The 21,853-nt window shown below is 63.7% G+C and carries 37 protein-coding genes and 1 tRNA gene; 19 read left to right on the top strand and 19 right to left on the bottom strand.

Features of this window, described 5'->3' with window-relative positions; all coding sequences use genetic code 11:
• Positions 1–4: 4 nt before the first annotated feature.
• From epmA to RPS27_RS25715, 3 genes are read left to right on the top strand one after another with little or no spacing between them, the layout of a single operon-like run.
• Positions 5–1,069, top strand: a complete 1,065-nt coding sequence (epmA, locus tag RPS27_RS25725; RefSeq protein ID WP_212066417.1) for an EF-P lysine aminoacylase EpmA — start codon at positions 5–7, stop codon at positions 1,067–1,069.
• Entirely contained in the window at positions 1,066–2,160 is a 1,095-nt protein-coding gene (locus tag RPS27_RS25720; protein WP_212066419.1) for a lysine-2,3-aminomutase-like protein, read from the top strand. Before epmA ends, RPS27_RS25720 begins: the two co-directional genes overlap by 4 nt.
• A gap of 31 nt (positions 2,161–2,191) precedes the next feature.
• Complete coding sequence (locus tag RPS27_RS25715; RefSeq protein WP_211417146.1) at positions 2,192–2,443, top strand: hypothetical protein; 252 nt, start codon at positions 2,192–2,194, stop codon at positions 2,441–2,443.
• Positions 2,444–2,500: 57 nt separating this feature from the next.
• On the opposite strand, the gene RPS27_RS25710 is transcribed toward RPS27_RS25715, so the two are convergent.
• From RPS27_RS25710 to RPS27_RS25675, 8 genes are all read right to left on the bottom strand, one after another.
• Complete coding sequence (locus RPS27_RS25710) at positions 2,501–3,586, bottom strand: 3-deoxy-7-phosphoheptulonate synthase (RefSeq protein ID WP_194402206.1); 1,086 nt, start codon at positions 3,584–3,586, stop codon at positions 2,501–2,503.
• Positions 3,587–3,820: 234 nt separating this feature from the next.
• A complete protein-coding gene (locus tag RPS27_RS25705) occupies positions 3,821–4,399 on the bottom strand; it encodes an HdeD family acid-resistance protein (RefSeq protein ID WP_211417145.1) in 579 nt (192 codons plus the stop codon).
• A 69-nt stretch (positions 4,400–4,468) separates the two neighbouring features.
• Entirely contained in the window at positions 4,469–5,509 is a 1,041-nt protein-coding gene (locus RPS27_RS25700) for a PrsW family glutamic-type intramembrane protease (protein WP_194402204.1), read from the bottom strand.
• A gap of 544 nt (positions 5,510–6,053) precedes the next feature.
• Entirely contained in the window at positions 6,054–6,341 is a 288-nt protein-coding gene (locus RPS27_RS25695; RefSeq protein ID WP_212066421.1) for a hypothetical protein, read from the bottom strand.
• 137 nt (positions 6,342–6,478) lie between these two features.
• Positions 6,479–7,486 carry an acyl-CoA desaturase gene (locus RPS27_RS25690; protein ID WP_212066423.1) on the bottom strand — a complete coding sequence of 336 codons (1,008 nt, stop codon included), beginning with the start codon at positions 7,484–7,486 and terminating at the stop codon, positions 6,479–6,481.
• A gap of 122 nt (positions 7,487–7,608) precedes the next feature.
• Positions 7,609–8,235, bottom strand: coding sequence for a PilZ domain-containing protein (locus RPS27_RS25685; protein WP_212066425.1), 627 nt, complete (start codon positions 8,233–8,235; stop codon positions 7,609–7,611).
• A gap of 211 nt (positions 8,236–8,446) precedes the next feature.
• Positions 8,447–9,118, bottom strand: coding sequence for a hypothetical protein (locus RPS27_RS25680; RefSeq protein ID WP_249131680.1), 672 nt, complete (start codon positions 9,116–9,118; stop codon positions 8,447–8,449).
• Positions 9,119–9,219: 101 nt separating this feature from the next.
• Positions 9,220–9,294 (bottom strand) — tRNA-Glu (locus tag RPS27_RS25675).
• Between the two features lie 225 nt (positions 9,295–9,519).
• Between RPS27_RS25675 and RPS27_RS25670 the strand changes: the two genes are divergently transcribed.
• Genes RPS27_RS25670 through RPS27_RS25660 form a run of 3 tightly spaced genes read left to right on the top strand, consistent with a single transcriptional unit; the run spans position 9,520 to position 10,251 of the window.
• A complete protein-coding gene (locus RPS27_RS25670) occupies positions 9,520–9,774 on the top strand; it encodes a PilZ domain-containing protein (RefSeq protein ID WP_194402200.1) in 255 nt (84 codons plus the stop codon).
• 56 nt (positions 9,775–9,830) lie between these two features.
• Positions 9,831–10,079, top strand: coding sequence for a hypothetical protein (locus tag RPS27_RS25665; protein ID WP_212066427.1), 249 nt, complete (start codon positions 9,831–9,833; stop codon positions 10,077–10,079).
• A 4-nt stretch (positions 10,080–10,083) separates the two neighbouring features.
• The gene (locus tag RPS27_RS25660; RefSeq protein WP_313754700.1) at positions 10,084–10,251 is read left to right on the top strand and encodes a hypothetical protein; all 168 of its coding nucleotides are present in this window, start codon (positions 10,084–10,086) and stop codon (positions 10,249–10,251) included.
• A gap of 126 nt (positions 10,252–10,377) precedes the next feature.
• On the opposite strand, the gene RPS27_RS25655 is transcribed toward RPS27_RS25660, so the two are convergent.
• Positions 10,378–11,016: a glutathione S-transferase family protein gene (locus RPS27_RS25655; protein WP_212066431.1), complete on the bottom strand. Its 639-nt coding sequence runs from the start codon at positions 11,014–11,016 to the stop codon at positions 10,378–10,380.
• A gap of 288 nt (positions 11,017–11,304) precedes the next feature.
• Positions 11,305–11,757, bottom strand: a complete 453-nt coding sequence (locus RPS27_RS25650; protein ID WP_106950805.1) for a VOC family protein — start codon at positions 11,755–11,757, stop codon at positions 11,305–11,307.
• Between the two features lie 642 nt (positions 11,758–12,399).
• Here RPS27_RS25650 and RPS27_RS25645 point away from each other — a divergent pair.
• Entirely contained in the window at positions 12,400–12,531 is a 132-nt protein-coding gene (locus tag RPS27_RS25645) for a hypothetical protein (protein WP_259210424.1), read from the top strand.
• 207 nt (positions 12,532–12,738) lie between these two features.
• Here the strand turns inward: RPS27_RS25645 and RPS27_RS25640 are convergent, their stop codons facing one another.
• From RPS27_RS25640 to RPS27_RS25630, 3 genes are read right to left on the bottom strand one after another with little or no spacing between them, the layout of a single operon-like run.
• Positions 12,739–12,891 (bottom strand): hypothetical protein, encoded by a 153-nt coding sequence (locus tag RPS27_RS25640; protein WP_211417139.1) that lies wholly within the window; start codon positions 12,889–12,891, stop codon positions 12,739–12,741.
• A 35-nt stretch (positions 12,892–12,926) separates the two neighbouring features.
• Positions 12,927–13,079 (bottom strand): hypothetical protein, encoded by a 153-nt coding sequence (locus RPS27_RS25635; protein ID WP_165935832.1) that lies wholly within the window; start codon positions 13,077–13,079, stop codon positions 12,927–12,929.
• Positions 13,080–13,137: 58 nt separating this feature from the next.
• Positions 13,138–13,329 (bottom strand): DUF3072 domain-containing protein, encoded by a 192-nt coding sequence (locus RPS27_RS25630; protein ID WP_212066433.1) that lies wholly within the window; start codon positions 13,327–13,329, stop codon positions 13,138–13,140.
• Between the two features lie 97 nt (positions 13,330–13,426).
• On the opposite strand from RPS27_RS25630, the gene RPS27_RS25625 reads away from it, so the two are divergent.
• From RPS27_RS25625 to RPS27_RS25600, 6 genes are all read left to right on the top strand, one after another.
• A complete protein-coding gene (locus tag RPS27_RS25625; RefSeq protein ID WP_194402191.1) occupies positions 13,427–13,660 on the top strand; it encodes a hypothetical protein in 234 nt (77 codons plus the stop codon).
• A complete protein-coding gene (locus RPS27_RS25620) occupies positions 13,657–13,881 on the top strand; it encodes a hypothetical protein (protein WP_194402190.1) in 225 nt (74 codons plus the stop codon). The genes RPS27_RS25625 and RPS27_RS25620 overlap by 4 nt, the downstream gene beginning before the upstream one ends.
• A 108-nt stretch (positions 13,882–13,989) precedes the next feature.
• Entirely contained in the window at positions 13,990–14,124 is a 135-nt protein-coding gene (locus RPS27_RS25615; protein WP_283818361.1) for a hypothetical protein, read from the top strand.
• Positions 14,124–14,249, top strand: a complete 126-nt coding sequence (locus RPS27_RS25610; protein ID WP_259210422.1) for a hypothetical protein — start codon at positions 14,124–14,126, stop codon at positions 14,247–14,249. Before RPS27_RS25615 ends, RPS27_RS25610 begins: the two co-directional genes overlap by 1 nt.
• A 141-nt stretch (positions 14,250–14,390) precedes the next feature.
• Positions 14,391–14,558, top strand: a complete 168-nt coding sequence (locus RPS27_RS25605) for a hypothetical protein (protein WP_212066435.1) — start codon at positions 14,391–14,393, stop codon at positions 14,556–14,558.
• 10 nt (positions 14,559–14,568) lie between these two features.
• A complete protein-coding gene (locus tag RPS27_RS25600; protein WP_212066437.1) occupies positions 14,569–14,946 on the top strand; it encodes a hypothetical protein in 378 nt (125 codons plus the stop codon).
• A gap of 155 nt (positions 14,947–15,101) precedes the next feature.
• Here RPS27_RS25600 and RPS27_RS25595 read toward each other — a convergent pair whose 3' ends face one another.
• Both RPS27_RS25595 and RPS27_RS25590 read right to left on the bottom strand, forming a co-directional pair.
• Positions 15,102–15,404 (bottom strand): hypothetical protein, encoded by a 303-nt coding sequence (locus RPS27_RS25595; RefSeq protein ID WP_194402187.1) that lies wholly within the window; start codon positions 15,402–15,404, stop codon positions 15,102–15,104.
• Between the two features lie 112 nt (positions 15,405–15,516).
• Positions 15,517–16,008: a hypothetical protein gene (locus RPS27_RS25590; RefSeq protein WP_212066439.1), complete on the bottom strand. Its 492-nt coding sequence runs from the start codon at positions 16,006–16,008 to the stop codon at positions 15,517–15,519.
• Between the two features lie 344 nt (positions 16,009–16,352).
• Between RPS27_RS25590 and RPS27_RS25585 the strand changes: the two genes are divergently transcribed.
• Complete coding sequence (locus RPS27_RS25585; protein WP_313754699.1) at positions 16,353–16,649, top strand: HU family DNA-binding protein; 297 nt, start codon at positions 16,353–16,355, stop codon at positions 16,647–16,649.
• Positions 16,650–16,699: 50 nt separating this feature from the next.
• Here RPS27_RS25585 and RPS27_RS25580 read toward each other — a convergent pair whose 3' ends face one another.
• Positions 16,700–16,876 (bottom strand): hypothetical protein, encoded by a 177-nt coding sequence (locus tag RPS27_RS25580; RefSeq protein WP_212066441.1) that lies wholly within the window; start codon positions 16,874–16,876, stop codon positions 16,700–16,702.
• A 489-nt stretch (positions 16,877–17,365) separates the two neighbouring features.
• On the opposite strand from RPS27_RS25580, the gene RPS27_RS25575 reads away from it, so the two are divergent.
• Entirely contained in the window at positions 17,366–17,503 is a 138-nt protein-coding gene (locus tag RPS27_RS25575) for a hypothetical protein (protein WP_194402184.1), read from the top strand.
• A gap of 955 nt (positions 17,504–18,458) precedes the next feature.
• On the top strand, positions 18,459–18,656 hold the full coding sequence (locus RPS27_RS25570) for a hypothetical protein (RefSeq protein WP_194402182.1): 198 nt from the start codon (positions 18,459–18,461) through the stop codon (positions 18,654–18,656).
• Positions 18,657–18,671: 15 nt separating this feature from the next.
• On the opposite strand, the gene RPS27_RS25565 is transcribed toward RPS27_RS25570, so the two are convergent.
• Both RPS27_RS25565 and RPS27_RS25560 read right to left on the bottom strand, forming a co-directional pair.
• Positions 18,672–18,797: a hypothetical protein gene (locus tag RPS27_RS25565; RefSeq protein ID WP_283818363.1), complete on the bottom strand. Its 126-nt coding sequence runs from the start codon at positions 18,795–18,797 to the stop codon at positions 18,672–18,674.
• Between the two features lie 87 nt (positions 18,798–18,884).
• Positions 18,885–19,241, bottom strand: a complete 357-nt coding sequence (locus RPS27_RS25560) for a hypothetical protein (RefSeq protein WP_249131682.1) — start codon at positions 19,239–19,241, stop codon at positions 18,885–18,887.
• Positions 19,242–19,397: 156 nt separating this feature from the next.
• On the opposite strand from RPS27_RS25560, the gene RPS27_RS25555 reads away from it, so the two are divergent.
• Positions 19,398–19,688 carry a hypothetical protein gene (locus tag RPS27_RS25555; protein WP_038946706.1) on the top strand — a complete coding sequence of 97 codons (291 nt, stop codon included), beginning with the start codon at positions 19,398–19,400 and terminating at the stop codon, positions 19,686–19,688.
• 81 nt (positions 19,689–19,769) lie between these two features.
• Here the strand turns inward: RPS27_RS25555 and RPS27_RS25550 are convergent, their stop codons facing one another.
• A complete protein-coding gene (locus tag RPS27_RS25550; protein ID WP_194402181.1) occupies positions 19,770–19,934 on the bottom strand; it encodes a hypothetical protein in 165 nt (54 codons plus the stop codon).
• Positions 19,935–20,176: 242 nt separating this feature from the next.
• On the opposite strand from RPS27_RS25550, the gene RPS27_RS25545 reads away from it, so the two are divergent.
• Together RPS27_RS25545 and RPS27_RS25540 are read left to right on the top strand one after the other, a co-directional pair.
• Positions 20,177–20,938 carry an NAD-dependent protein deacetylase gene (locus RPS27_RS25545; protein WP_212066443.1) on the top strand — a complete coding sequence of 254 codons (762 nt, stop codon included), beginning with the start codon at positions 20,177–20,179 and terminating at the stop codon, positions 20,936–20,938.
• 197 nt (positions 20,939–21,135) lie between these two features.
• Positions 21,136–21,798, top strand: coding sequence for a cold-shock protein (locus RPS27_RS25540; protein WP_194402179.1), 663 nt, complete (start codon positions 21,136–21,138; stop codon positions 21,796–21,798).
• Positions 21,799–21,853: the final 55 nt, after the last annotated feature.

Below are 21,853 nucleotides of genomic sequence, written 5' to 3'. Positions count from 1 at the left end.
GTTAATGGCTGGGGACAAGCCCATCTCACCGTTCTGGTCGCCCGACCGTCACCTCGACCGGCGGCCCTTCCTGAGGGCAAGGGGGGCCATTACCGGCGCAATACGGGACTTTTTCGCCGAGCAGGGCTTCGTCGAGGTCGAAACCTCGGTTCTCCAGGTCTCTCCGGGCAATGAGACCCATCTGCACGCCCCCCGAACCGAGCTGATGCGGCCGGATGGCCGCCGCGCCACCCGTTACCTGCGGACCTCGCCCGAATTCGCCTGCAAGAAGCTGCTGGCGGCGGGCGAGAGCCGGATCTTCGAGCTCGCCCGGGTGTTCCGGGACCGCGAGCGCGGCGATCTGCATCTGCCCGAATTCACCATGCTGGAATGGTATCGGGCAGGCGCTCCCTATGACGCCATCATGGCCGACACCGTGGTGGTCATCGCCCGCGCCGCGCAGGCGACCGGGATCGGGACTTTCGCGTTCCGGGGCAGGACCGCCGATCCCTTCGCCGAGCCGGAGCTTCTGACGGTTGCAGGGGCCTTCGAGCGGTTCGCCGGCATCGATCTGCTGTCGACAATTTCGGGCAGCGAGGGTAACCGTGCCGCGCTCGCCGGGGCGGCCGCCGGGAAGGTCCGAATCGCCGGGGACGACACCTGGTCCGACATCTTCAGCAAGGTTTTGGTCGAGCATGTCGAGCCGCAGCTAGGGCAGGGCCGTTTGACCATCCTGTTCGAATACCCATCTCCAGAGGCGGCGCTGGCGCGGGCGAAGGCTGGGGATCCCAGGGTTGCCGAGCGCTTCGAGGTCTATGCGTGCGGTGTCGAGCTCGCCAACGGCTTTGGGGAACTGACCGATGCCGAGGAGCAGCGCAAACGCTTCACGGAGTCGATGATTGAGAAGCAGCGCCGCTACAGCGAAGCCTATCCGCTGGATGAGGACTTTCTGGCCGCGCTTGCGGCCATGCCGGAGGCGAGCGGTGTTGCGCTCGGCTTCGACCGGCTGGTGATGCTGGCGAGCGGCGCATCGCGAATTGATCAGGTGGTTTGGACGCCGCCTGCAAATGAAACGTCAAGCGAGAGATGACGAACAGCAATCTTGCACGAACCTTGCGTGAGCCGGCCGAACTCGTGGCCGAGCATCTTGCTCCGGCCGCTGAGCTGCCCGCGCTCGAGCGGGTGGCCGCGCGCTATGCGGTCGCGATCACGCCGGCGTTGGTCGAACTGATCGACACATCCGATCCGGACGACCCCATCGCCCGCCAGTTCGTGCCGACCGCTGCCGAACTCGAGATGCAGCCGGGCGAAAACGCCGATCCGATCGGCGATCATCCGCACTCGCCGGTTCCCGGCATCGTGCATCGCTATCCCGATCGCGTGTTGTTCAAGCTCGTTCACGTCTGCGCGGTCTATTGCCGCTTCTGCTTCCGCCGCGAGATGGTGGGGCCCGGCAAGGAAAGCGCGCTCTCGGATGACGCCTATCGCGCGGCGATCGAATACATCCGGTCTCATGGCGAGATCTGGGAAGTGATCTTGACCGGCGGCGATCCCCTGATGCTGTCGCCGCGCCGGATGGGCGAGATCATGGCCGACCTCGCGGCCATCGATCACGTCAAGGTTATCCGCCTTCACACCCGCGTGCCCGTGGCCGATCCCGCCCGCATCAGCCACGAGCTGGTTGCGGCGCTCAAGGTCGACGGCGCGACCACCTGGCTGGCCGTGCATGCCAATCACGCGCGCGAACTGGCGGGGCCGGCGCGCGCCGCCTGCGCGCGGCTTGTCGATGCCGGAATTCCGCTGGTGAGCCAGTCCGTGCTGTTGCGCGGGGTCAATGACGACATCGCCGCCCTGTCGGATTTGATGCGCGCTTTCGTCGAGTGCCGGATCAAGCCCTATTATCTGCATCACGGCGATCTCGCGCCGGGCACCGCGCATCTGCGCACGACGCTGGCGGCGGGACAGGATTTGATGCGGCAGTTGCGTGGGCGGGTGTCAGGACTGTGTCAGCCGGACTATGTCATCGACATTCCCGGCGGCGCCGGCAAATCGCCGGTGGGGCCGAGCTACATATCGGCGGCACAAAATACCGCACCCGGCGCGGGTGAAGCGGGAGCCGAAACGCGCTATCGTATCGTGGACTATTGTGGCGACGTTCATCTCTATCCGCCTGAGCGGTGAGAAGCGCCGGCTTGAGAATGGAGGATCGGACATGAAGAAGATCATGCTGGCAGCATCGCTCGTGGTCTTGCTCGGCGGCGCAGCGGCTGCGCAGACCGGCACCAAGGGATCGACGTCGGGCGGTGCGAGCTCCGGATCTCTGCCGCAGGCTCCCGTGGGCCATCGCCAGCCGCGCGTCTCGGACGTGCCGAGCGAGAAGAATGTGACCGATCCGAACGATCCGCTCAGCAAGGAAAATCAGGCGCTCGACAAGAAGATCAAGAGCATCTGCCGCGGCTGCTGATCCATAATATTTGCGGGCAGGGCGCCACGACTCGCCCCGCCCGCATTTGCGCGGACCTTACGCTGACCGCTCGTGCAATCCGGCGCGGCGGGTGTTGCGGCGGACCTCGACCGCGTCGGCGAGTTGCTCGAGGACAGTCGCCGTGGTCGGCCAGTCGATGCAGCCGTCGGTGATGCTCTGGCCGTAGACGAGCGGCTTGCCCGGCACGACGTCCTGGCGGCCGGCAACGAGATTGCTCTCGATCATCACGCCCATGATGCGGTTCTCACCGCCGGCGATCTGGCCGGCAATGTCGGCCATGACCAACGGCTGGTTCTCCGGCTTCTTGCTCGAATTGGCATGGCTCGCATCCACCATCACCAGCGGTGCGACGCCCGATTTCGCCAGCTCGTTGCAGGCCGCTGCGACGCTTGCCGCGTCGTAGTTCGGCTTGCTGCCGCCGCGCAGGATGATGTGGCAATCCTCGTTGCCCGCGGTCGAGGCGATCGCGGAGCGGCCGAGTTTTGTCACGGCCATGAAATGATGCGGATGCGAGGCCGACTTCACCGCGTCCGCTGCGATCCGTACGTTGCCGTCGGTGCCGTTCTTGAAGCCGACCGGGCACGACAGGCCGGAAGCCAGCTCGCGATGAATCTGGCTCTCGGTCGTGCGCGCGCCGATTGCGGCCCAGGACACGAGGTCGGCGATGTATTGCGGCGTCGTCATGTCCAGAAACTCTGCGCCGGCGGGCAGGCCGAGATTGTTCACGGCCGACAGCACGTTGCGCGCCAGCCGCAGGCCCTTGTTGATGTCGAAGCTGCCGTCGAGATCGGGATCGTTGATCAGGCCCTTCCAGCCGACCGTGGTGCGCGGCTTCTCGAAATAGACCCGCATCACGATCTCGAGCTGATCGGCGAGATCCTCGCGCAGCTTTGCAAGGCGCTCGGCGTAGTCGAGCGCGGCCCTGGGATCATGCACCGAGCAGGGGCCGACGACGACCAGAAGGCGGTCGTCCTGGTTGCTCAGGATGGCGTGGATGGCGTTGCGCGCGGCCATCACCACACGGGTGGCGGTGAGCGTGCGCGGGACCTCCCGCATCACCTCGTCCGGGGTGCTCAGTTCTTTCAGTTCGCGGATGCGAAGATCGTCGGTCGTGCTCAGCACGGCGGGCTCCTGTTTGTTTCGAACCTGCCGGCCAATAAAAAAGCCGCCAGGTCTGGCGGCTTGTTCGGACGTTTGCTGCAATATTTCAGATTGAGCGCGATCCTCCTGCCGCCAGCGAGCTGTCGTAGCTAAAGTACCAAAAATAGCTGGTGGCGACGGTGATCATGCCGGGCCATATAGCGCGCCATTGCCACCTTGTCACCCCCCAATCGGAGCAGCAAGCGACGAGGCGCCTCAGGTGTTGCTATTGCGTGCCGCCATCGCCATGCCGATCAGGCTGGCGCCGCCGAACAGCAAATTGATACCGACGAGGATGCCGATGGCCCATTCCGCGGAGCTCGGCAGCCCTGTGATCACCATGAACGAGATCGCGATGTCGATGAGGCCCGAGATCAGCAGCCACGACCAGCGGCTGCCCGGCTCGCGGCGGTGCTCCAGCGCATACATGATGGTGGCGACGCCCTCGGCGAGGAAATAGGCGCCAAGCACGATGGTGAGCGTCAGCACGGCTTGCATCGGCCGGGCCAGCAGCAGCAGGCCGGCGAGCACGGCGAGCGCAGCGGAGATCAGCGACCACCAGAAGCCCGGCGTGCTGCGTGCCCAATAGGTCACGATCAGCCCACCGATGCCGCTGATCAGGAACATCCAGCCCAGGAAGATCGCGATCGCAAGGCTGGCGAGCGGCGGCAGGATCAGTGCCGCGACGCCGAGAACGGCGAGCAGGATGCCTTCGAACAGGAAGGCCTTCCAATGCGCCTTGACCGTCTGGTTCATGGCGGATTGCAGCCGTGAAAAATCCTCAGGCGATGTCATCGGCAGGCTCCAGATCGTATGGGCTGTGCTCAATGTAGTACGCGCGCGGCGCGCTCGCCATGCGGTGGATCAACCGCCCCCGGGCGCCGACGAAAAGCCTTCCGCGCTGGTGCGGATGCGGTTGCGGCCGAGAATGTAGATCGCGCTTGTGACAACCAGAAGCGCGAGGCCGAGCAGGATCGAGACGAAGCCGATCGGGATCAGGGCCAGCGTCAGGTTGCGTTCGGGGTTGATCAGCCAGTGATGGATCGAGGTCAGCACGAAGGCGAGCCCGAGGAACCCGACGCCGCCGCCGGCCAGCAGCAGCGCCCACATCCGGCGGAGCTGGCTGAGGCGCTCCCGCGCGATGTCGGTCCGAGGTGCATGGTGGCGGGCGACGCGCCGGACCAGGCGGATCGCGAAGGCGATCGAGCTGAAGCCGATCAGCAGGCTCGCGGCGCCCAGCCACATCCGCAGCGTCGGATCGAGGTCGGGCATTCGTTGCAAGGTCAGCAGCGGAAAGTCGAAGGCCGAATGCAGCGCGAGCGGGCCGGCGAGCATCAGAAGGCGGCTGGAGAGGCGAGCCCAGTCACGATGATGGCGGTTCGCGCCCAGCGCCGTGCCGGCGCGCGCGATCGTCAGGTAGGCGCCCGCGATGATGCCGAGCGCGCCGTGGAACGGCACGGTCAGCACGCTGCGCAAGGCGGCCAGCGAGCGCCACATCTCGGCGTGCTGGACCAGATAGGCCAGGTTCTCGTAAGCCGCGAAGCCGAGGCCGACCGCGGCGCCATAGACCACGGTGTCCATCGGGTTGGCAAAGGTCCGCCGCTTGGTCGAGGAGATCACCACGATGGCGATCACCTTGACGGCTTCCTCGGGGAGCGCGACGCCGAAGATCGAATGCATGGCGAGCGCCGCCCAGGGGTCGTCGGGCGCCGCGACCATCTTGGCGAAGGGGGCGCGGGCGAGGCCCAGCAGCGAGATGCTGGCCGCACCCAACAGGAATGCGGTCCAGACCTGAGCGGGCGGGCCGGGGCGCTCTTCAGCGGCGATGACAAGCCACAGCATCAGCAGCGCCGGGGCGATGGCAGCAGTTCCGATGACGGTGGGCAATGCTTCAATCAGGTACATCGGCGCCGAAAATAGGTTCCCTTGGTCCGCTTATCTACATTCACCGATGCGACCATGTGTCATGCGCTTGCTGTCGGCTCACTTAACGCGCGCGACAGCTTCCGTTCATCTGCCGTCGCCCGCCGGGCTGTAGAATACAAGCGTAATCAATTGCATCACAGAACCAGTTCGTCAGCCATGGCAACGGCTTCGCCGACCGGATGGAGCGTGATTGATAAGTCGGATCAATGATATGCGCAGAATTCTTTGATTCACTGCGCAGCTGTCTCCGCCACTCCTGGTGGAGCGCCCGGCGGGAGAGGTCATCAGGTGGGCATGGCCGGGCAGGTCGGCTAGTGGCGTCGTGAGTCCCCGCGGGGCGGCGAGGCGATCCGGCGCGTCCGCGCCTGTTCCAGCTCCCAGAAGACGCGCACGAGGCACGTGCCGAGGCAGAGCACGATGAGCAACAGCAGGAAGGCCTGATCGACGGCGGGGATGTGTATCATCGCGGTGATAAAGCAACGGCCACGCCCTGCGTTCCCGCAACGAGCGGCGCTTTTCGTCGTCAGTGGGTGGTGAACGGCGGCGGCCCGCCCGGGGCGACGTCGAAGGCGCCGAGATGGAATTCCTCGCCCGGGGTTGCGTCCGGGCCTCCCGGTTGCGCCAGCAGCGTGAACGCGGCCTGGGGGTAGAGCTTCCAGATCTCCAGATCACCGGCGGTAATGGTGAGCCAGCCGAAGGTGTACATGTAGCGTCCGGGCTCGGTGACCCGGCCGACCCTGTCCCAGGTGATTTTATCGACCGTGATCTTATCGATCGTGGTCTTATCAACGGTGATCTTGTCGACTGCCATCCGGTCCCCCGATCGCAGGTCCGCACATGACGTCCGGCGCGTGGCGCGGACCGTCAAAAGCTGATCCCGCAATGGGGCCGCGATAGGGCGGCGATGGGGAGGCGGGACGGCCAGAGGATGGCCGGCCGCCTGCCGGTTCAGCGCGCCGTCGAGGCCGCCTCTGCTTCCGCCGCCCGCTCCAGTTGACGGTGCGAGGCGTGGAAGACGTCGTGGACGAGGCCGATCTTTTCCAGGCCCAGGATGATCAGGCCGTTGAGATCGATCTCCCACCAGGCGTGCGAGATGTAAGCGTCCCGCGGGAAGCGGTGATGGTTGTTGTGCAGGCCCTCGCCAAAGGTAAGGATCGTGGTGACGAACTCGTTGGTCGAGGCATCGTCGACTTCGAAGCGGCGATAGCCATAGGCGTGGCAGACCGAGCCGGTGAGCTGGCTGGTGAGGATCAGCAGATAAGCGCGGAGCAGGCCGGAGAACAGCACGCAGCCGATCATGGTGTGCACGCCGCCGAAGGTGTAGCCGATCACGCCGGGGATGAAGACCGCCGACATCCCGTACCAGACCCAGCGCGTGCGCACGAAGAACATCGCGATCGGGTCGGCGAGGATGTCCTTGGCATAGTATTCGTTGTCGGTGGTCGCCTGGTCGAACACCCAGCTGCCCTGGGCGTGCAGGAAGCCTTTGAGCGCGCTGACATAGCGATTGCCGAAGCCGTCGAATTGCGGGCTGTGGGGATCGCCGACATCGTCGGCATAGAGATGATGGCGGCGATGGTTGGCGACCCATTTGGCGATCGAGCCCTGCACCGCCATTTGGGCGATGGCGCAGAAGAACACGCGCATGATCGGGCCGGTGCGGAAGCTGCGATGGACGAACAGGCGATGCATGCCGGCGCCGATGCCGAACGTCGTCAGCGCGAACATCCAGGCGAACGTAAAGAGCTCGACCTTGCCGATGCCTTGCGTGATGGCCCAGAAGATGCCGGCGACAGCGCCGACATAGAGGATGCCGAGGAGGAGATAGCTCTCGCGCAGTTTGGCTTGCACGAGCGGTCCCTCAGTGACGACGCCCGGTGGAAGCTGCGGCTTGGCCGCGGTGGGTGCGGTCTGCGTGGTCTCTGCCGGGACGAACTCGGCATCAGCGATGGACATTCCAGACTTCCGGTAGCTCGAGGGCCCGCAGTGATTGCGGACGTACTGGGCCACACCCTATCGCGCGAGGGGCGCCGCCTCCAGCATTTAGTTAAGAAAGAGTTAAGATTGGCCGGTCCGGTTCAGGCCGATTGCCTCAACGGCGAGCGCACGACGAGGCGGACCAGGTCCTCCCGCGGCTGCTTCTCGGCGAATTTGACCGCGAAGCCGTGGTCGAATTTGCGGATGACCCGGCCCACGCAGGCGCCGACGGCAAGCGGGGTTCCGACCGGTGGGTCGTACTCGCAGGAGATCGCGACCCCCGCCGTCGAGACGTCGATGATGAAGCACGGATGGGTGCTGCCATCGGCGAGCGTCAGGAAGGTGTGGGAGACCTGGGGAACGAAGCGGGCGTCGCGCCGCAACTCCTGGACGCTCTCGTCCTTCTGCTTCTTCTCGAGCCAGGTGAGCTTTTCCGACATCCAGGCGCGCCGCGCCCGCGTCATGTCGAGCTCCATCAGGAAGCCTGATTTCAGCGTCGCGCTGATCGTGCACTGGAATTCGCCGAAATCCTGGAAGTAGGAGGTCAGGCGCTCGCCGACCTTGCCGACAACAGGCACGTCCACGATCATGCGGAAGGGCGAGACGCGCTTGGTGCGGCAGGCGAAGCTGCGCAGCTTGCCCTCGCAATCATACCAGCGCGGCAGCGAGTAGCTGCCGTTCACGGTGACGTCCACTGCACGCTGCCTGAGGAACTCTGCGACGGACATGGGGGACCAATGATGTTCGGGATCGATTCCGTAATTCCACGGTAGCGATCAAATTCTAAGCAAATGATACCGGCGCTCAAAAGCGGGGGTAAATTTCCGGTTAACGCGCGCCGGCTCCATGCAGCGGAAAGCGCGGCATAACGACCCGTTTTGCCGCAAGCTCCGCTCACAACGTCGTCATTGAGTGCGTTGTTACCGCGCAGCGCGGCGACTACAGAAATCCCGACTGCACCAGCAAGGCCAGCGCGACGACTGCGAGGGCGAACTGAATCGTCGCCCAGGTCAAGCCGCTCGGGCTGATCTCCATTCCCACAAGCGGCAAAGCACGCCGCATCGCGAGCGCCGAAGACGCTTCGACGACCGCAAGCAGCAGACCAATCGCTGCGAGGGAAGACCACGGCTCCGCTGGAGGCATCCATGGCGCGAGCCAGGCGGGGCCGGCGCCTTTCAAAATGCCAAGCAACGCAAAAAACCCGAACCAGAATGGGAAGCGCTTGATGATGTCTGCGCCGATCGTTTCGGGCTCGAGCCGGATACCGAGCGCTGCCAGCGTGCGCTCGATGCGCCCATCGTCGTTCAGGAAGATGAACGCCCCGAGATAAAGAGGAATGGGCGACTGGACAAGCAGAGCGATGATGCCGAACAGGATCGCATGGCCGAGGACATCGCCGAAAACGTTCGCAATGCCATCGCCAGATGGCAGCGGCACTGATGCGACTCCGGCCTGGCGCTGCGGAAGCGATCTGGCGCGCGCCATGTGCTCCAGCATCTTGGCGCGGCGGCCCGATGGGTGCGGGCGGGGATGGCTCAGCCACGGCGGAAGGCCCGGCGTCATTGCGGACACGCCGGACGAACCTTCAATCTCGGGGTAGCGCTGTGCCATGGGCCCAACCGGTTCCAACGGACATTGGTCGCTGGCGAGCGGCGGACAGGTTCATGGGGGGCGGCGGAATGCCGACGGCTAATGGCCGCCGCCTTGCGCAATGGCGCTCCCTAGCGGAATCGAACCGCTCTCTCCACCGTGAAAGGGTGGCGTCCTAACCGATAGACGAAGGGAGCAAACTCAGGGCCTTGCCGTTGTTCCCGGCAGGGCCGCTGGCCGGCCGAACAAGGCCCGGCAGTTTGCAGCGGGCGAACGTATAGTGGCCTTTCTGCCTCCGGGCAAGCCGTTCGGGCCGCTCTTTTGGCTCCGGTGGATAGCCTCGGCCGGGGGATGATCAGGAGGCGATTTCAACGGTTTCTTAGGGTTCCGTGAGTAGCGCTGGAAGGGGAGATCTCTCGCCAATGCCACCGCCGAAAAAGCGCGCAGCCCGCAAGCTGCTGTCGCAGCACGCCTGGATCACGCTCGACGGCGGCTTCGCCGCGCGGCATTGCCTGGTCCAGGACATCTCCGATTCGGGTGCCAAGATCACCCTGGACGACGATGCGAGCCAGCTCCCGGGCGTGATCCGGCTCGCCTTCGCACGCGATGCGCGCACCGGGCGGAGCTGCCAGGTGGTCTGGCGCCGCGGCAAATCGGCAGGCATCAAGTTCATCTGATCGCTGGCATCGCCGCCCCGATGGCGCGTCGCGCCTGGTCGGGTTAGAACGCCGCCATGCGCGCGCCGCTCCTCATCCTGATCTCGCTGCTCGTCACGTCCGCCGCGGCTGCGGAGGCCCTGCGTCTGCCGCCTGCCGAGCGGCCCCAAGCGGGCACGACCACCGCACCGCTGAAGGGCGCGGCCGGCAAGGCGAGGGCGGGCTCCTGCGCCTCTTATGGCCCGCGCTTCGTCATGGTCGAGGGCACCGGCACCTGCGTGAAGATCGGCGGCTCGATCAGCATCGACACCACCGTCAGGCGCTAAGGCCATGCCGGCGGATCTGCTGCGCCTCGACATCCTCGTTCCCGTCCTGATGTATTGCGCGCTGCTGTGGTGGGTCGGCCGCGGCTTCAGCTGGACGGCGCGGCTGGCCATCGCTGCGGTGACCTTGGTGCTGATCGCCTGCGTGCTGCTGGTCGAGCGCGGCTGGCGCTAGGCCAAAAACGAAAACGCGAAAACAACCCCATGCACAGTAGCCGTCAAGTGCCGGGTTGACGCTCCTCGCTCGCGTCGAAATGCGGATTCATCGCATTGTCACAGCGGCTTACGCCGCGCCGCCGGCTCACGACATCGGCGGTGCGACATGTTGTGCAAATCCGGGCCGTTTGCCGAGCTCGGCGAGCCAGCGCGTTAGATGCGGCTGCGCCGGCCGGGAGATGCCCTCGACGCCGAGCCAGCGCCGCGCATAGGAGCCGAGTGCGATGTCGGCCAGCGTGAACGCATCGCCCTCCATGAACCGGCGCGAGGAGAGCAGGCGGTCGGCGATCGCCCAGACCTCGGCAGCGATATCGGCATCGCGCTGCACCTGGATCATGTCGCGCTCGGCGGGCGCCGTGCGCACGATCCCCCAGAACACCGGGCGATCGACCGGCTGCACGGTCGACAGCGTCCAGTCGAGCCAGCGGTCGACCGAGGCGCGCTGCTTCGGCGCTTCGGGATAGATCGGCGTGCCGCGTCCATGCGCGAGGCAGAGATAGCGCATGATCGAATTGGACTCCCACAGCACGAAGTCGCCCTCGACCAGCGTCGGGATCCGCGCATTGGGGTTCATGGCGAGATACTCGGCCTCGCGCGTCCTGCCATAGCTCATGCCGGCGTCGATGCGCTCGTAAGCGAGGCCGAGTTCGGTGAGGCACCACAGCACTTTCTGCACGTTGACCGAATTGGCGCGGCCCCAGATTGTCAGCTTGGTGTCAGGCATGAAAGCGTCTCCCGCGGCGTTCTCGCTTGCGGGTGATAGCGGAATTTCCTGAAGCGCGCGACGCGCGATTGCCGCGCGCCTCTCATGCAAAAAGCTCCGCACGCGGCGGAGCTTTCATTGCAAAGTCGAACCTTGTGCTCAGCGGCCGAAGAACAGCCACAACAGAATGATCACCGGGATCGGCACGCCCAACAGCCACAGTAGAATTCCGCGTCCCATGGATTCCTCCTCCAATCGCATTGTCGGAGAGTGAACGCCGGGGCTAAGCGCTTGTTCCTTCCCGCGAGCCTACCAATGGCCGGTGTTGGGCATCGAGGCCCACGGCTCCTGCGGCGGCTTCGGCTCGCCCTTCTGCAACAGCTCGATCGAGTGCAGGTCCGGCGAGCGGACGAAGGCCATGTTGCCGTCGCGCGGGGGCCGGTTGATGGTGACGCCGGCCTTCTGCAGCTTCTCGCACGTGGCGTAGATGTCGTCGACCTCATAGGCGAGATGGCCGAAGAAGCGGTCCTCGCCGTACTTCTCCTCGTCCCAATTCCAGGTCAGTTCGACCAGCGGCGCGCCGCGCGTCTGCGGCTGCTTCTTCAGCGCCTCGAGATCATCGGACGAGCACAGGAAGACGAGCGTGAACCGCCCCTTGTCGTTCTCGATCCGCCGCACCTCCTTCAGCCCGAAAGCATCAACATAGAATTTCAGCGCGACATCGAGATTGCGCACGCGCAGCATGGTGTGGAGGTATCGCATGGTTGTTGTCCTTCTCAGAACGTTGGTATTCCGCCCATTTCGGCAAGACGGGCAACAAATAGCAGCAAATAACGCAACAGCAAGGCGGGCCGCCTAAACCTTCCGCAAGGGATTCGGAATATCGTTGTAGGAGAGTCAGAACGCGAACCAGGCCAGCACCGCAATGACGGGGAGAATGGCCGCGCCGAAAAGCAGTAGTGGTGCGGGTTCGTTGCCTGTGCGGTCATTCATGACAGCCTTCTAGATGCAAGGCCCGCAGCAGGGGGGCCGCTGGCCTGTCAGCGCCGACATGCAGGGGAGATGCCGGCACTGCTCGATCCGTGAATGCAAGTTCGCCGCACTTGTTCCCGGCGGGGCGGCGTCAACACCTGCTTGCTGCCGATGCAAGAGTCGCGCGTCACCGACTGTACGACGGGGACAATGGCTCAATTAGATCTGTCTGTCAGATGACGCCCGTAAGTGGGAGAACGAGCTATGATGTCGCGTATCGCGACATCGCCTCCGAAGGGTTGTTGTGCGCAAGCCTTTTCAAGGGATGGAGCAAAGGAACGCGCCGTTCCTGATCGCGTTCTGCTTCACAGATCAACAACCTGCTGAATGTTCTCGATGATGAAGAGCTCATCGGGGCCATGGAGACGGAAGATGCGAAAGGCGCTGGCAGAACTCAGTGAAGACGAACGTCGCGCGTTGCTTTATTTGGCCGACCTCGGCAGCGCGGCATGTCTCTCCGGCCTGATCGTCAGTGTCATCAAGTTCGCCGGCGACCTGTTTTGACCAAGTCTGATTGCCCCATCTGCTTCGGCATAGGCTTCGTATGCGAAAACCATCCCGATCGCGCCTGGAGCGAACGGCTGGGGTGTCAGTGCGGGGCGGGGGCGCCGTGCGCGTGCAACTGCTCACACCGCGTCGACGAAGGCGTCAAAAAGCCGAGGAGAGCGAGCGCAGCCGGATAGGGATGTGAGGAAACGCCGAGGCCGAGCCTCACTCTGCTTCGGCTTCGCCGTCACCGTTCTCAAGCTGCGCCCGGTATTCCGCCGCAGCCTTCAACAGAGCTTCTCTGATTTCGCCATCCGCAGTTTGCGCGGCGAGAGCTTCGGCGCGATCGGCTTGATGCTGGAGTGATTCCTTGGTCATGCCCGACCAACTCGGCCGCCGGCGCGCCGGTTCCTTCAGGCCGCCTTCTCGACACCCTTGGCGACGATCTCGACTTCGAAATAGCCCATGTCGCGGAGCTCGGCGGCTTTCTTCTCGGCCGCTTCCCTGGTGTCTCTCTTCAAAATGATCTGGCCCGCTCCGTCGCGGGCGCAAACGAAATAAGGCATTTTCGATTCCCAATTTCGTTTGCATACACACGAGGCCCGGCTTCCGCAATTGGAGGCGTCACTCGTCGAGCCCGGCCTTTTGCCGCATCTCGTCGATCAGCTCCGAGGCCTCGGCCTTGGTCAGCTCGTCCTTGGGCGGTCTCTCGTGCGCCTGCTCGGCGAGGGTCTTCAGGTAGGATTCCTGGGCGCCGGTCATCGGATCATCCCCGGAAACCCAGTCCTTCGGGTCCTTCTGGGTATTTTCGGCCATCGCTCGTCTCCTTTTTCGTCTCCGTACAACGTCGGACTCGACTTCTCGTTCCGTTTTTGTTCTCATGAGCCACAGTCAAAATTCGTGAGGCGGAACAATGCCGGACCTGGACTATCTCAGGCGGGAGATCGAACGGATGCGTATCCAGCTGGGCAGGCAGAGGAAGGAGATCCTTCAGCTTCAGCGAGCCGGCATCGGCACGGCCTCGGCTGAAGCGCTGCTGTCGCGAATGGAGGCGAAGGTCGAGACTCTTTGCGCCGAGCGCGACGCGCTGAAGGCGGCAGAGCCGCGCTCGGCCAAGGGCAGGGTGCTCGGCGGGAGGACGTGGTGAGCAGGCGATGGTTCGACGACGAGAGAGAGCTGTCGCCGTTCCTGATCGCGCTCGAGGACGTGCGCCGCAGGGCGACGCGGGAAGGGTGGTGCTATGCCCATGTCCAGGCGATCATCGTGGCGATCGACCAATACGCGGAAGCCGCAACCGGCAACCGCGAGTATTTCCTGAACAAGCCGGTCTCGATTGGGAGTAGCCGGAAGACCGGCGACATTCCGTAGGGGCTGCGATTTCGAAGGTTGCGGGCTTCAACGCGTTGCAGACAACCGTGATGCCCGTCACGGCGCAGGCGCGCCGATATCGGCACGCTCCGACGAAAGGAGTGTGTCATGCGATACGCGATCATCGCCCTGCTTGTTCTCGCCAGCCTGCAGGCTGTGCGCGGCGGGTATCTGAGCGCTCCGATCTTCGTTCTCCTGGCGGTCGGCGGCTGCGCCGGCGCGATCGCGCTGAAGAGGTCGTGATGGATTTCTATGCCACGGCCATCTTCGATATCGCGGTCGAGCTGTTTTTCCGGATCAGGCGGAGCCTCACGAGAAAGCCTGCCGTCGCCGGGCGGCCGAGCGTGCCCGTGGTGCCGCCACGCTGATTGGCGGTGTGGGAGAGGCGCTGCTCACGACCTCTGCCGAATGTTCAAGTGCGATCGCCCCGGTCTAACGGGAGGCGGCTGTGGCGAAACTTAATCCACCGTCGTCGCCGAACCCCAGCGCCGCCGGCGCGACCAATAGCTATGCTTCAAGCCTTGCTCAGCGCGATCGTGGATATTCTCCTGTCGGCCGCATGGAGCGCCGCCGTCAGGTTCTTCGGCTTGGAAAATGCTGTCGAAATCGCGACGGCGCTCTTCGGCCTTGGTTGTATCGTGGTCGGCTCCGCGGTGTTGCTGCTGGAGCACGGATGAGGGGAGCGCGGTGAAGACGATCACATTGCTTGCCGTGGTGGCCATGCTGCTGCTGGAAGTCTTCGGCCCGACGTCGAGCGTCGGCGGCTCGATGAGCTTCATGCTGGTCTTTGTTGTGGTGATGCTGGCGGTCGCGATTTACGAGGCGTGGTCGAACGGGCGCGGGGCGATCGGATGGATCGTCAACGTCCTTGTCTGCGCTTTTGGCGCCCTGGTTGCGATAGCCCTCGTCGGAATGGCGATGGACCTCGTGCTCCCCTACCTTCACCTCGAAGGTTCGCTCGCCTCGTCGCAGAATCCGCTGAAATATGTCGTCGTCGCGGCTGTTGCGATCATCATGGTGCTGGGATCATGGATCCCGCTCCAGGTCTTGAACCGGCTGCGCTGACGGGACCTCGGCAGTCCCGGGGACGGCAGCCGGGCCGGCTGCCTGCAACCAAAGCGCGATGAGATCATCGCGCCTTGGGTTGTTGTTGCGCATGACCTTCCCGGAAAACCGCTTCGCGCTTTGCGTTAACGCGGCCCTCCGGGTCGGGATGATGCTTAGGCCGCGATCCGTTGTTCGACCGGAGCCGTCAGCAGCTTGAGCGCTTGCGCATGTTGCAGGTCGGGGACCGCGACCGCCGTGTGGCTGTAGATCGCATGGCTGCCTGATTTTGCAATCCTGTCCAGGATCTCGCTGCCCTTGATGACATGGAGGCCCATGCCCTCGTGGGTGGGGAAGATCGCCAGCACCACGTCATAGGCCGCGATGACCGCTTTGAGCGCTTCGGCCTTGTCCTCGGCGAGCTCGACAAAAACACGAACATCGGCTGCGAGTTCACGCAGCTCTTCAAAATCCAGCACTGTGAGGATACTCCAACGCAACGAGACTGAATGGAGCTTGGCGGCGTTGGGTTACTGAAGTGTCAACAAGGCGAGCCGGGCCACAAGTTTCACGACGAGGTGACGTCACGCCCTAGCGCTTTGCTTCCGCCTTGCGGAGCCGGGCCTCCGCGGCCTCGTCGACGAGGTTCAAGGCGAGGCCGTCATAGCTCAGCTTGAGCCCGCGGCCGACGATCCATGTCCATCCCTCACGGTCCTTGATGGCCTGCGCGTTGAACTGGTCGGAGATCGATTTGACCGCGGCGTCCTGCTTCCCCGGATTGTTCAACGTCGCATTGACGCGCCAGATCGGGCGCCTGGCGTCCGCCTCGTCGCTTTCAACCGTGACGTTGGCGCCGTTGATGTCGCATTCGAGGGTGGAGGCGTTGCGGCTTGGGCGGCAGAGATAGTGGCGTTGATTGACGAGCTTGCTGGTCTCCTCGAACGTCATCCCGGGTGAGAAGCCGAAGATGTCGGACTTCTTCACGAGGGCAAGGGACGCGGGCTTCAGGAAGCTCGGCTGGATCGCGACGAGAGCCGCGACAGCAACGACGATCAAGCCTGCGACGACGATAGCGACCTTCATGAGCACTCCACGAGAAACCCTCAAGGCTCTTATAGCAGCCGGGGCGATCTGCCATGCCCCCCAAAAGCGAAAACCCCGCCTGGGGGGAAGCGGGGCTCTCTGGTGGGGTGAAGCTTAGGGACTTCAATGATATGACGCGCCAGCCGCAAAATGGTTCAAAGCGTCCTGCGACATCTTGCACAGGAAGTCGGGAACCCCGGAGAACCCCTGCTTGCGTTTTCGGCCTCGATGGGTTCTAAGCCCCGTCACTTCATGACCTCTGGCATGAAATCAGCAGCGCGCCCCCCGCGCTTCAGGCCGCGTCCACAGCGAAAGTTGCTCGCGCGCACAAAAGGAATTCAGACATGGCGAAGATGACGAAGACCCAATTGATTGATGCAATTGCCGAGGGCACGCAGCTTTCGAAGAACGACGTGAAGTCGGTGATCGAATACATGGCGACGGTCGGCTACAAGGAGCTCAACGAGTCCGGTGAGTTCGTCATTCCCGGCCTCGTGAAGATGTCGGTGGTGAACAAGCCGGCGACCGAAGCCCGCATGGGCGTCAATCCGTTCACCAAGGAGCCGATGCAGTTTGCGGCCAAGCCCGCGAGCAAGTCGGTCAAGGCCTCGCCGCTGAAGGTCGCCAAGGACGCCGTCTGAGGCGCCGGCGAGGTCGCTGCGGCCGGCTCGTCTGCGAGACGGCGTAGCGATCAATTGCTGACGAACAAATGGTGCTCGGCGACGGCGATGCCGAACATCACCACGACGATCAGGACAAACCACAGCGCGCGCCGGTCGGCCTGTCCGGGCGCGCTCTGCGGTCTCCCGCAAGCCGGGCAGACTGAAAGCCCGATCGGGATCTCTGCCTCGCAGAACTCGCAGGTCATCGGCGCCTCGAGAGTGACGGGCGCGGTGTCTTCCGCAGCTGCGCTGTCTCGCGCGGCGGGCGGCACCGCTTGGTTCGGCCGTCAATGCGAAGGACGGAAAATTCGTTCCCGTTGCTGCGGTGGGCGGCCGTCGGCCGCAAAGTCAGAAGAAGGCCCTGGTCAAAAGAAAACCCCGCGCTTTCGCGCGGGGCTCTTTTGGCTGACGGCGTTGGGATTTCAGCGCCTGGCCGCCAGCCGTAGCTCTAACTTAAAGTTGAAGATCCAAAAAGCAACAGCGCCGCGGTGACGGAATATGTTCGTCCACGGCGGCGCTGCCATATGACTGGGCGCTGAAATCCCCAGCTCCCATGGGTCCGCGCTGCACCGAAAAGGTTCAACGCGACATGCCAGGGGACGTCGCATGCCAGCGAACATCGCGCGAGGGACTGGACTTTTTGTTCTCATTTTGTTCTAGTGAGGCGCCTTAGGTGGACAGATGGGAGGTGACTCATGACCGTCGAAAAACAGCGCGAAGTGATCAGGCTCTGGAACGAGCTCAGGAGGCTCGAAGGTCCGGCGGCCGAAGAGCTCCGCATTCAGATCCTGGAATGCTTCTCGGAGAAAGGCAAAGCGAAGCGGGCGGCTTGATCTGCGCCGATGGACACCCTCGCACATGCGGGAATGGAGGCGCAGGAACGAACCTGCGCCGTCAGCGTTCGGCCCGCATGACATGCCCGCGATGCGCCAAGCCGATGACGGCGGTTTCCGCCAACAGCTTTCGATGCGAGCCGTGCCGCGAGATCGTCATCGTGTTTGCGGTCGCCTCAAAATTCTTGTCGCCGAAGATTGTGCCGGCGACGAGTCCTGCCGCCGAAGACGTCGCGTCGCGCGCTTTCATCGATCGTTAGGAATCGCTTCGCGCTAATTTTTCCGACTCCGATTCGTTCTTCGAGAACGAAATGGAGTCGGATGCAGAACAAGCTGCGCCTGTTCGCAGCGATGCGGCCGCGCGTATCAGAACGGGACAGCGTGAGGCCTCGCACAGTTCTCTCAACGTTTGCTCCGTAAGGAGTGAGGCGAGGGAGAGAGCGAGATGGATGAGTGCTGGTTTCTCGCCGAGATCGCAAAAGTGTTCTGGTATGATCGGCACCCGCGCATGCGCAAAGCCAGGCCGTCTGTGCCGCAGGTGCCACCGACGTCTGCTGATGCGGCGTCTTCCGATGCGACATTTCCCGAGACGATATCTCCTGATGCGCCGTCTCCTGATACGCCGTGATCGTGTCGTGCCGCGCGCTGCTGGTACGTTTTATTAAGACCTGCTCCGCGCCGGTTTCTTCGATTCCGATTCGTTCTTCGAGAACGAAAGAGTGTCGAAGCTGGAACAAAGCCGGTCGGCAAGTCGCGCTGGCGCAACCTCGGCTTCGCGATCGAAAGCGGCTCGCCGCGAGCGGCGCTTCGCGCAAATCCTAACGATCATTTGCGCGGAAGCCGATAACCCTATTCGGTTAGGTTAAAAGCCCAATCGCGTTGCGCTTGGCGCTGCTTGGGGTAGGTGTCTGGCAAGGACAAGCAATAAACGACTTTGCCAAGAAGCAATTTTGTCATGACACCTTTTTCACAGCCTTCCTTTTACCAGGGCGACCGGCACACCTACCGGCGCGTCGCCATTGTCGGCACGCTGTTCTGTCTCGCTTTCGTAGTGGTCAGCTTCTCACTGCGGCCGCAGGTCGAGGACACGCGCGTCGCGGTCAAGGCGGATCGGTTGGTGCGCACGGCGGGCCAAGCGGCGCACGCCAATTAGAGCGGCGCACGCCAATTAGCGGTCGTCGCTGTAGCTGCGATTGTCGGCGACATCGCGCGGGCACGCGGTGCCGCGCGAGGCGAGCGCCACGAAGCCGGCATAGCCGGACAGGTTGAGCAAGACTTCGAGCCAGGCGGGCATGTCGGCCACTTCCACTTTACGTGAAGAGGATTCAACGTCCGCGCGTATTCCTGGTTCCATGCTCCCGCCGAAAAACTTCGAAGCACCTCAAACCGGAGAGGAGGGGTCGAGGCGGCGGCCGAGGGCTGCAACGGATTCGCTCGACGGCTTGTCTTTCAGGAACTCGGCGATGGCCCGCGCCAGTTCGCGGTCGCTCATCGGCGTCGGCGGCGGGTGCAGCGTGCCGACACCGAAGTTGCGGACGATCTCGTCGTAATGCCGATCGTCGGATCTCGGAACCAGTTTGCGGATACGGGCCAGCAAAGCGGATAATGGCAAACCTTCCTCCTCGATCGTCCGCCCCGTTGGCAGCCAATGTCGTGTGCTGCCAATTGCTCCCCTGAAACGGAAAAACCCCGCCGGCATCGCGGAGATGCCGACGGGGTCTTCGTGCTGTTGCCTCAACCCGGATGGCGGAGGCTCCCGCACTTGGAAGGGCAATGCGGACCCGATGGTTTCGTTCCGGCCGCAGCCGATTTTTTTGCGGGGCCGGTTCCGCACCCTGTGCGCAACTATCGCAGGCGCTGGTCGTTATCTCGGCAAGACGCGAAGGAGGAGAGCATGAAGAAGACACTGGCAGTTCTGGCCACCGTCGCAGCCGTCGGCGTGACCGCGGTTGCAGCCCCTGCGCCTGCCGAGGCACGCGGGCGGGGCATCGGCCCGGGCCTCGCATTCGGCCTCGCCGCCGGCGCAATCACCGCGGGCGCGGTCGCAGCGTCCCATCCCTACGGCTATTACGGCCCTCGCTACGGCTATTATGACGGCCCCGACTATTATTACGGGCCTGGCTCCTACGCCTATTACGGCGGCGGACCGTACTACCGGCACCATCACCACTGGCGCCATTGGTAGCGACTGACAAGCGTAACAAGCGAAAAGCCCGGAGCGATGCTCCGGGCTTTTTTCATGCGCATTGTATTGATCAGATGCGTCTTACGGCCAGAGTGAGGGCCGTTCGACCTTGCGGGCATTCTCGAGCGTCGACACAAAATACTCTTCACGCTCGCGCTTGAATTTTTCCTGCGTGGCACGGAAGGCGGCGACACGGGCGGCGATCTCATCGCGCTCACGGGCTTTGCGTTGTTCGTCTTCGGTCATAGCCATCCCCTCGGGTTTACTAACTGAACTCAAGTACGCCGCCGCATCATCTTGAGTCGCATTCACGCATCCATTGATGCTCCTGAATGGGGCGTCAATGGGGAGGAGGCATTGCAGGATTGTGATAAGCGAGGGCCGGAAAAAATTGCCGAGCGCATCGCGTTAGCGCTTGATAAGAGCGTCAACAATCTTGCCGCTTGCGCATGTTGCTGCCAGGGCAAGACGAATCGGGGAGGCCGCGATTGATTGCATCGGATCTTCAGAGCGGCGTTGAACGGCTCGGCGACATGATCGCCGAGGCAAGGGTCATCGTGCCGTTCACCGGCGCCGGCATCTCGACCGAATGCGGCATTCCGGACTTCCGCTCGCCGGGCGGACTTTGGACGCGCTATCGTCCGATCGAGTTCGGCGAGTTCGTCGCAAGCCGGCAGGCCCGGGACGAATCCTGGCGCCGGCGTTTTGCGATGGAAGAGGTGTTCGCGGCAGCAAAGCCCGGCCGCGGCCATCGCGCGCTGGCTTCGCTCTACCGCGCCGGCAAGGTTCCCGCCGTCATCACCCAGAACATCGACAATCTGCACCAGGCCTCCGGCTTCGCCGGCGAGCACGTGATTGAACTTCACGGCAATACCACTTATGCGCGCTGCATCGGATGCGGGCAGGCCTATCCGCTCGACTGGGTGAAGCGTCGCTTCGACGAGGAGGGCGCCGCACCCAACTGCGCCGCCTGCGACGAACCGGTGAAGACCGCCACGATCTCTTTCGGCCAGATGATGCCTGATGACGAAATGCAGCGCGCAACCGCGCTGTCGCAAGCCTGCGACCTCTTCATCGCCATCGGTTCCTCGCTCGTGGTGTGGCCGGCGGCGGGCTTTCCGATGATGGCGAAGAACGCCGGTGCACGTTTGGTGATCATCAATCGCGAGCCGACCGAGCAGGACGACATCGCCGACCTCGTCATCCATCACGACATCGGCGAAACGCTCGGGCCCTTTGTCGGCAATTGAGGCATCAATTTGATTCGCGGCTGTGCAAGCTGTTCATAGGTTCCGGCGAATCTCTTTTTTGTCTATGCCTCGCAACCGGGAGTGTTATCTTTTGAGTCGAAAGATTCGCGTCGCGTCCAGTTGAGAAGGTTCTCGAAAGACGCGTGATTCGACACCGCTGCTGAGGCGGGTCGCATGACAGTGTGGGGTCCGGGGTTATGGGGTCGTCGGACGGATTTGAGTCCAAAAAGCTCGGAGTTCCCGGGCAGGGAGTATCGCCCGGGCGGATCACGCCGGGTGAGCACGGCGGCGCCGGCCGCGACAGCGGCCTCAATCCCTTCAGCGGGTTGGGCGAAGCCAGCGCCAACCTCGTCGAAGTCCACGGCGTCATCAAATGGTTCGATGCCTCCAAAGGTTACGGCTTCATCGTTCCCGACAATGGCTGGCCGGACGTGCTCCTGCACGTTACCGTGCTTAGGCGCGACGGCTTCCAGACCGCCTATGAGGGCGCCCGCATCGTCGTCGAGTGCATCCAGCGCGCCAAGGGTTACCAGGCGTTCCGCGTGGTCTCGATGGACGAGTCGACCGCGATCCATCCGGCGCAGATGCTGCCGCCGCGCACCCATGTCACGGTCACCCCAACCAGCGGGCTGGAGCGGGCCCAGGTCAAATGGTTCAACCGGCTGCGCGGCTTCGGCTTCCTGACCTGCGGCGAGGGCACGCCCGACATCTTCGTGCACATGGAGACGCTGCGCCGCTTCGGCATGACCGAGCTCAGGCCCGGCCAGTACGTCCTGGTCCGCTTCGGGCCCGGCTCCAAGGGCATGATGGCCGCCGAGATCCATCCCGAGACCGGATCGCCGGGATTGCAGTCGCACTAGGTGCGAGACGCACATTCGATTGTGCGCGAGCTTTCATCCCGCAATCGTGAGCAAT

This window comes from Bradyrhizobium sp. WYCCWR 12699 (assembly GCF_032144035.1).
In the GTDB taxonomy this organism is placed as follows: domain Bacteria; phylum Pseudomonadota; class Alphaproteobacteria; order Rhizobiales; family Xanthobacteraceae; genus Bradyrhizobium.
This window is presented reverse-complemented; position numbering and strand designations above follow the sequence as displayed.